Annotated in this window: 5 protein-coding genes and 1 other annotated feature; of the genes, 1 reads left to right on the forward strand and 4 read right to left on the reverse strand. The window is 41.6% G+C overall.

Annotation, left to right across the window (positions count from 1 at the left end):
• Window positions 1–197: 197 nt before the first annotated feature.
• Together VK097_RS13680 and VK097_RS13685 are read right to left on the reverse strand one after the other, a co-directional pair.
• Window positions 198–791 carry a peroxiredoxin family protein gene (locus VK097_RS13680; RefSeq protein WP_324212356.1) on the reverse strand — a complete coding sequence of 198 codons (594 nt, stop codon included), beginning with the start codon at window positions 789–791 and terminating at the stop codon, window positions 198–200.
• Window positions 792–807: 16 nt separating this feature from the next.
• Window positions 808–1,566 carry a cytochrome c biogenesis CcdA family protein gene (locus VK097_RS13685; protein ID WP_324212357.1) on the reverse strand — a complete coding sequence of 253 codons (759 nt, stop codon included), beginning with the start codon at window positions 1,564–1,566 and terminating at the stop codon, window positions 808–810.
• Between the two features lie 315 nt (window positions 1,567–1,881).
• Window positions 1,882–2,063: a binding site (T-box leader), on the forward strand.
• A 131-nt stretch (window positions 2,064–2,194) separates the two neighbouring features.
• On the opposite strand from VK097_RS13685, the gene trpS reads away from it, so the two are divergent.
• Entirely contained in the window at window positions 2,195–3,199 is a 1,005-nt protein-coding gene (gene trpS / locus VK097_RS13690) for a tryptophan--tRNA ligase (protein WP_324212358.1), read from the forward strand.
• A 198-nt stretch (window positions 3,200–3,397) separates the two neighbouring features.
• On the opposite strand, the gene VK097_RS13695 is transcribed toward trpS, so the two are convergent.
• Together VK097_RS13695 and VK097_RS13700 are read right to left on the reverse strand one after the other, a co-directional pair.
• Window positions 3,398–4,159, reverse strand: coding sequence for a YjbA family protein (locus tag VK097_RS13695; RefSeq protein ID WP_324212359.1), 762 nt, complete (start codon window positions 4,157–4,159; stop codon window positions 3,398–3,400).
• A 153-nt stretch (window positions 4,160–4,312) separates the two neighbouring features.
• Window positions 4,313–4,516: a YuzI family membrane protein gene (locus VK097_RS13700; RefSeq protein ID WP_324212360.1), complete on the reverse strand. Its 204-nt coding sequence runs from the start codon at window positions 4,514–4,516 to the stop codon at window positions 4,313–4,315.
• Window positions 4,517–4,750 lie beyond the last annotated feature (234 nt).

The raw sequence follows: 4,750 nt of genomic DNA on the forward strand, positions 1-4,750 counted from the left end.
AACGTGACCATTTTTGATTTCCTTCCATTTTCTCTATTTTATTTGAAATACATATACGGTTTAACAAAAGTCATGGCAGAATAAATATCTTCTCATTTTGTCAACTCGTGCCCTGTCAATTGTTGGTTTCTTCAATAGCTGAGCCGGGAACTCGTTACACATCGGAATGGACCTTTGAAGAACAACAAGAGAATAAATTAATCCATCTTTCCCAATCTTTTTTCCATCAGTTCATAATTCATTGCACCCATTGCCATAAATTGTATATGACCGTCTGAATCAATCATATAGGAAGTCGGATAGGCTTGTACTTCATACTTGGAGGATATTTCACCGTCTATATCCATCAATACCGGGAAAGTCATTTCATAATTATCGACAAACTTATCGACGTCTTCATCACTTTTTTCCGTATCCGTCATATTGACTGCCAAAATCACGACATCTTTGTTGCTATAAAGTTTCTGAAAGTCGGGAATTTCCTCCCTGCACGGCGGACACCATGTTGCCCAAAAATTAAGGATGACACGTTTTCCTCTGTAATCGGATAAACTCACTTTTTCCCCGTTCAGTCTTTGCAATTCAAAGTCGGGAGCGATCTGTCCCAATTCCAGTCCAACCTCGTCGGATTCGACAACTTCTTCAGAATCTTCTTTTGGCGGGGAGGTAATCATATTTCCACCAGACGGATCACCATCCCCATCGCCAGTCCCTTCAAATGAACTCGCAAACTCGTAGACAGCCCAGCCTGCCATTGCGGCTGCAATTAAGATAAGAACTGCTTTTTTCATTAACATCTCCTCCACATTAACCTAATTTCGACAACCATGTACCTTGTACCAAATCAAGCAAAAAACCTGTAATACGAGGCATGAAGCCAAAGAATAAAATCAATCCCATGATAACCATAATCACGCCGCCTATTTTCATAATGACCTGGCTGTGCCGGACTATCCATCTCGTCGATCCGAGGAAAAAAGTCAACACAACAAATGGCAGTGAAAAGCCAATGACATACATAATCGTGTAAAAGACGCCCTGCCCGGGGTTCGTGGCAGCCAAAAGCAGAATCGATCCGAATATCGGACCAATGCAGGGGGTCCATCCTGCCGCGAACCCAAGACCAACAAAAAATGTTCCCAAATAACCAGCAGGCTTTTTGGTATAATGGAAGCGCCTTTCTTTCATTAATGCCGGTATAGTAATCCAGCCGGCAACAAACAGTCCCATGAAAACTATGAAAATCCCTGCAATCCGTTGAATGAATAAGCCGGAATCTCCCAACAGCAAGTCCTGTGCCCACTGTCCCACAAACGATGCACTGGCACCCAGGCTGATAAAAACCAGCGAAACCGCCAGCAGAAAGAAGAGGGAATGGTTTAATAGCTGCCTGCGAATTTTGGAGTTCTTGCTTCCCTGCAATTCTTTGACACTAATTCCTGTAATATATGACATGTACGCTGGGAAAATCGGCAGCACGCAGGGTGACAAAAAGGACAGCGCTCCTGCTCCCACTGCCAGCAACATGCCTGCAATCAACATTGTATCTGCTTCAATTCCGCCCATTCTAATCCCTCTTTCCAATATAAGGTTTAAAACTCTTTATTTCTTTCTTTGATTACATCATGCTTTGTGATATGAAACGAAAAAATCCTGATCAATCCTCATAACCCACCATAAATGGACTATGTTAAAATTTGATGAAAATAAGGCTACATAAATATGTTGGTGTGACAATTCCGTGAAATTCCCCTTATCAAAAGAATGATATCAGATATGTGATAATACATAATTGTCCAAGAGCTATGGAAAAGATTTTATTTAAGGGTGCGCAAATTCTTGTTTTTCAGCCATGAATTGTATATAATTATATAAACGACTATAGTTGTGATGAAAAAGATTTAGTACAGTTGCCCACTGATTTTCAGAGAGCTTGTGGCTGGTGAAAACAAGTATCAAGGTGATTTGGAATTGGACTTTGGAGCAATATTACTGATGAAGTGATCCTTCCAATAATAATGGCAGGATAACAAGGGTGGCACCGCGGTTCATTCGTCCCTTTTATATGAGGGATCAATGAACTTTTTTATTGAAATTAAAGGTATGAAAACCGGTTAAGAGCAAAAGCGCAAGTGACCAAGCCTTATTAAGTGTTTGATTCAAGTTGAGTGAAAGATGAAGGAGTGAAGGGATCGTGCAAACAATTTTCTCAGGCATTCAGCCAAGCGGCACGTTAACAATAGGAAACTACTTGGGAGCGATTCAGCATTTTATCGAGTTACAGGAAGATAGTGACTGCTATTTTTGTATCGTTGATGAGCATGCAATCACTGTTCCACAGGATCGGCTGAAACTGCGGGACAATATCCGCTCGCTGGCAGCATTGTACATCGCATCCGGAATCGATCCGGAAAAATCAACGTTGTTCATCCAATCGGAGGTTCCGGCCCATACACAGCTGGGCTGGATGCTGCAGTCCATCAGCTATATCGGTGAACTGGAACGCATGACCCAATTCAAGGATAAAACAGCTAAATCCGCTGGAAATGAATCTGTATCGTCAGCATTATTAACTTATCCCCCGCTGATGGCGTCTGATATCCTGCTTTACAAAACTGACGTTGTACCGGTCGGTGAAGACCAGAAGCAGCATTTGGAGCTGACCCGTAATCTCGCAGAGCGCTTCAACAATAAATTTAATGATATTTTTACCATTCCGGAAGTGAGCATACCGAAAGTCGGCGCACGGATTATGTCACTGCAGGATCCGACTAAGAAAATGAGTAAATCTGATGAAAATGAAAAAGCATTTATTTCGATGCTTGACGAACCGAAAAAAATCGAAAAGAAAATTAAAAGTGCTGTAACCGATTCAGACGGCATAGTGAAATTCGATAATGAAAACAAACCAGGTGTGTCAAATCTGTTGACAATTCACGCCAGCTGTTCCGGTGAATCAATTCAGGAGTTGGAAGCAGCATTTGAAGGGAAAGGTTATGGCGAATTTAAACAAGCAACGGCCAATGCAGTCATCGACGTGCTGAAACCTATTCAGGATCGCTACGATGAGCTGATTGACTCTGAGAAGCTGGATGAGATTTTGGATAAAGGTGCGGGCAGCGCCTCTTTTGAAGCCGATAAAATGCTCAAAAAAGCCAAGAAGGCGATGGGACTCGGACGTGTGAAGAAAAAGCGGTAATATCAAAAACGGTTTAAACAAATAACCGGCCACTATTTAATGATAAAGCGAAACTTCATTCAGTGGGATGCTTTTTCCAGTTATCCGCCGTACTTGGGCGGGTTACTGACCATTAGATGCGGAATAAAGAAAACCCGGTATTCGCTTGATCGTGAAAGCAAATACCGGGTTTTTAATTCAACTTTGACCTTTTCTATTTCATTTCTGTTTTGAAGTGTTTTGCGCCGGTTCCTGCTCTGCTTCCCACATTTTTTCGAGAAATGGTTGCCCTTTAATCATTTTGACGCATAGATCTTCATGTGACTGACTCCAGCCTTTTTTGACACCTTCATAAAGTTCATTCCAGACGGTTTCTTTATCCATATACCGTATAAACGGGTATTTTTTCGGATCCCACTCGGTCAGCCAATACCGTAATTCTTCCGGGTTGTTGACTGTATGAAGCTGATCCAGTGCAATCATCAGTATCTGTTTCAACTGGCGCTCCCGCCTTGTTAACCCATGAATAAGCCTTGGCTCCATCGATAACATATGATACTCTTTTTCCACTTTTCGCCCTGTAAAGTTAAACGTTTCGGGTTTAGTCGTGCTGACCATATCAAATACAAGCTGTTCCTGCCTTGGGATCAGCCGGCTTTTCCGTACCGGTATCTGGTAGCCGATCGTATCAAATGCAATAATATCATTCCCATCGGTTACCACGGCTGCGAAATCAAGTCCATTGCGCTCCTGGCCTTTGCGCATATATGCCCGTTTATAAATTTTGTCCATCATTTCTTCTGGCAAATCGTGCATGTCATTTTCAATGTAGTCGTAAAGGTCCGCAGTTATGTACAGTAATGGTACCTGGTCAAGCAGCTCAATGCCGTCATTTTTCCGCCATTCATGAAAATGACAGACGCTATAACCATTTTCTTCACCTTCAAACCAATTCACCCAGACATCATGTAAATACAGCATAAACAACCCTCACTTTGAATGAATCATTTAAAAGGGGTATCCAAAAGTCATTAATTTACTTACAGGTGTGCTCCCGATAAGTTATGAGCTTTTGAATCCGTACTTAAGATACATTATGACCAAATTGGAAAAAATTATTCGATTCGCCATAAATTAAAGGTTGTTCGGATAACGGAATAATGCAATCGACATCACCAGAACCCCAATTGGAAGAAAGTAACATTCAGGTCTCCCCGCTATAAAAATAATGTAATCTGCCCAGGAAACCCCGACAGGCAAAAAGTTCATATAGGCGATAATGCTGACACCGCCGGAGACAGCAAGTCCAAATCCAATCATAAAAAAGGTTAATAGCATCAATCTTCACACCCGCCTTGCCAGTAAACTGATTTTGATCTTTTACCAATTTAAGCTTGTCCGGTTCATTTATTTCATTTTATGCAGGAGAATATCATTCATGCGCATTGTTTTGCCGTTAGCGGGATACGAAGTTTTATGAGGGTTGTGAGATAATCTTGGAATGATTACATCAAGCTTTCGGAGTGGGATATGACAATTTTCGGCAGCTGCCGAAAATCAACATTATAGAAG

This window comes from Lentibacillus sp. (assembly GCF_035301675.1).
Taxonomy (GTDB): domain Bacteria; phylum Bacillota; class Bacilli; order Bacillales; family Amphibacillaceae; genus Lentibacillus.